Annotated in this window: 1 protein-coding gene; it reads right to left on the reverse strand. The window is 65.1% G+C overall.

The annotated features are described in order from the left end of the window. Window positions 1–162 precede the first annotated feature (162 nt). A complete protein-coding gene (locus tag BHU06_RS21835; protein ID WP_070401344.1) occupies window positions 163–3075 on the reverse strand; it encodes a Tn3 family transposase in 2913 nt (970 codons plus the stop codon). Window positions 3076–3228: the final 153 nt, after the last annotated feature.

Consider the following 3228-nt stretch of genomic DNA (forward strand, 5'->3'; position numbering starts at 1 on the left):
GGGGTCCATTTGATTTCAGTGCAGAAAGTGACGGTTCGTGCCTCCCCGCAGAGCGAGGATTGGCGCGGGGTCTGCTCCAGGGGCGAGCGTAAGTGCTTGTCACGCTTTGAGTTTCTGTTGGTCTCCTAATCGGTCGCTGAGAGCCTGTTTGCGTGGTCGATTTCAGCTGCCAGCACTCGTTTTCGCTGCAGCAATTGACGGCAGGATCTGACCGGCGTAACGTTCCAGCGGGAAGCGGAAGACGCCGCGCAGGTTGATCCCCTCCAAGCGCGTCGGTGCAATGCGCCCAGTCAACTCAGGCGGCACGATCTGTCGCCTGTTGGCCCATCGGTCCAGTACGGCCTGCATCTGAGCCGTGTTCCACGCCATCACGATGTTGGCCAACAGGCTCAAGGCGTCGGCCACTGCCTGCATCTCGTCGGTACGCCGAGCCTGGGCCGATCCAACACGACCGGTGTAGATGGCGCGCTTGAGCGCGTTCACCGCCTCGCCCCGGTTCAGAACCCGGCGCAGTTCCCTGCGGAAGCCGGCATTGACGAAGTAGTCCGCCAGGAAGGCGGTCCTGAGCAGCTTGCCCAACTGCACACCGGCGTCGTAGATCGGGTCCCCGCGCGCCGCAGAACCGAACCTGGCCAGCGCCGTCACCGCACTGGCGTGACCTGTCTGCACCGAGGCCGCCAGATGCACCAGCTGGTCCCAATGAGCTTCGATCAGTGTCGTGTCCACGCTGGCCTCACACACGGCGGCGATCTCCACAGGGATTGTCATTCCTCGCGGCACGAACAGGTGGCGTTGCCGCAGTTCGCGCAGCCGCGGGCATAGATCGAAGCCCAGCAGACGCGATAGCGCCATCGCGAAGTCGGTGTAGCCGTGCGTGTCGACAGCCAACTGCGACACCTCCACCCGCTCCTGTCTCACCACCCCTTCGATGGCGGCACCGGCCTGGCGCTCATTGAGCACAATCGGCTGGGCGTGGAAGATTCCCCAACGATCGCGCACGTGGCTGTAAACGCCGATGGAGGCTGTCTGGCGTCGTGGATCCTGGCGTGCCTGCCATACCCGGCGGCTGGTCTCCAGACTCATCATGTCCGAGGAGGCCAGATCGGCTCGGCCCCACGTTGCCGCTACCGCATGGCGCTGCATGAACTCCAGCACCGCCTGGCAGGCCAGGGCCAGCCGCCGCTCATCGCCCGCCCAGCGCATTGCCTGGCGGATGCTGGGAGCCGATAGCTGCGGGATCATGCGGGCGCACTCTGCGGCCGTCAGGCTGGTGCCGTGCGCCAATATGCCGGCGTAGGTCATCAGCAGTTCCTGGCTCGATCTGGGCTCACGCCCGAGCATGATCCAGCTGAAGCGCACCTGAGCGTCCACGGCCAGGATGACCTCTGGCAGTTGCACCTCGCCGATGCGCTGGTCAAGCCGGCTACGCAGTTTGGTGACTTCGGGATCTTCGTCTTCGGCGGCCAGGGGCGCCAAGTGCAACTCGTCGTCCACGCGCAGCAATCCGACGCGAGTGGCAGCCGCCACCGCGTCGATACCTGTGCGAACGCGTGCAAGCAACGGTGTGAGGAAGTCACTGGCCTTGGCCGGCAGCTGCAGCCGGGCGTAGTGGCGCCGGGCTTCGGTCTTCCAGCGCTCATCCGGGATGAACAGCCGCTCGCGGCCGCGGAAGCTCAAGGAGTGCTCAATCCAGACCGAGCCGTTGCGCAGCGCTCGGCGCAAGGCAAACAGAGTGGCCACCTCCAATGCCCGGAACGCCCGCTCACGGTCGACGTCAGCGATGGCTTGACGCCATGCCGGGCCCAGGCGCGCTGCCGTGACCTCGCCCGGCAGGCTCTTGGTGCCGCCAGCGTACAGGGTGCGCAGCCTGTCCAACGCGTCGATGGCCGGATGCTCGCCCGTGGCTTGCCAGGCCAGCCCGCTCACTGCCACCAGCAGCGAGCGCACCGGGGCAATGGCGTCGATGAGGTGCTGGCGGATGATCGACGCTCGACTGGGCGGGCGCCGGGCACGCTTGACCGCGACCAGACTGACCAAGCGCGAACGCAGTTCGGCATCTGGCACCTTCTCCTGGGCCGCAAGATCGGTCAGTTCCTGGAGCAATTGCTGGTACTGCTGCGCCCAGTCAACCGTTGCCGTCACACCGTCGGCGCACTGCCGCCAGAGGTCGGCCACACGACGCTGGAACATGAGGATGAGCTGATCTGTGGCCGTCAGCAGGCAATAGCGCAGGAAGCAGGCCATCTCGACAGTGCGTGCCGGCTCCTTGATCCGGGCGCTGATCGAGGGCGCACGGGAGGCCATGCGCCGCGCATACCGGCGCACCAATACGTCGTTGAGATGGCCCAAGTGTTGATCGATCCCCAAATCCGTCAGGAAGGCAATACGTTCGAGCACCTCGGTGATCTGGCGCGTCGAGTGCTTGGCCGGTGCGCTCCACAGCCAGCTCTGGCTGTGCTGGCCATCCAGGCGCGCACTGTCCAGCGCCGACGCCCAGCGTTTGAGAAGGCCGGGTGGCACTGCGGCTCGGATCGCCTGGGCAGTGGCGGCCTCGAGTTCGGTCAGTGCAACCGCCACCAGGCTGCGGATGACACGGTCGTGCACGATGAGGAGCCGGTGTTCGTACAACCAATGCCGGGCATGCAGCAGCAGCCGCTCACGATCGGCGCTGTGGGTCACTTCATCGCGCAGAACTCGCACCAACGCTCGACGCTGGTGCTCGGTCATCCAGGCAAAGCCCAGCGCCTCGCAGGCCTGCTGCTGGTGATCGAACAGGGTTCGGCCACGGGCGTACAGCGCACGCAGCGACGCCAGGTCGGGGGTGGTGATGCCCAGCATCTGGCCCAGGTGACGCAGCAAGACGGGCGGGACCGCACGCACACTGTTTAGCGGCCGGCCGCTCATGCGCACGAAACCGATGTGCAGTGCCAGGCCCAGCTTGTGGTTGTCGCCTCGCCGCCTTGAGATCAGCTCCAGCTCGGCTTGACTGAAGCTGAAGAAGGCCTGGAGTTCAAAGTCAGTGAGCTCGCGCGGCAGATCGCGCAGGCCAAGGTATGGGGTCTGCCAGCCTTGCATTTCGGTTGCTCCTCGTCTCTCGAAAGGCAGCCAACGATACGCGGCGAAATACCGAACAGCAATCCCTTTGAAATCAACAAGTTACCTGCCCATGCCCGCGCCGTTGCTGGGGAAGCGAACCGTCACTTTTGACACTGAAATCAAATGGACCCC

The sequence above is a fragment of the Hydrogenophaga sp. PML113 genome (assembly GCF_001777155.1).
In the GTDB taxonomy this organism is placed as follows: domain Bacteria; phylum Pseudomonadota; class Gammaproteobacteria; order Burkholderiales; family Burkholderiaceae_C; genus Hydrogenophaga; species Hydrogenophaga borbori.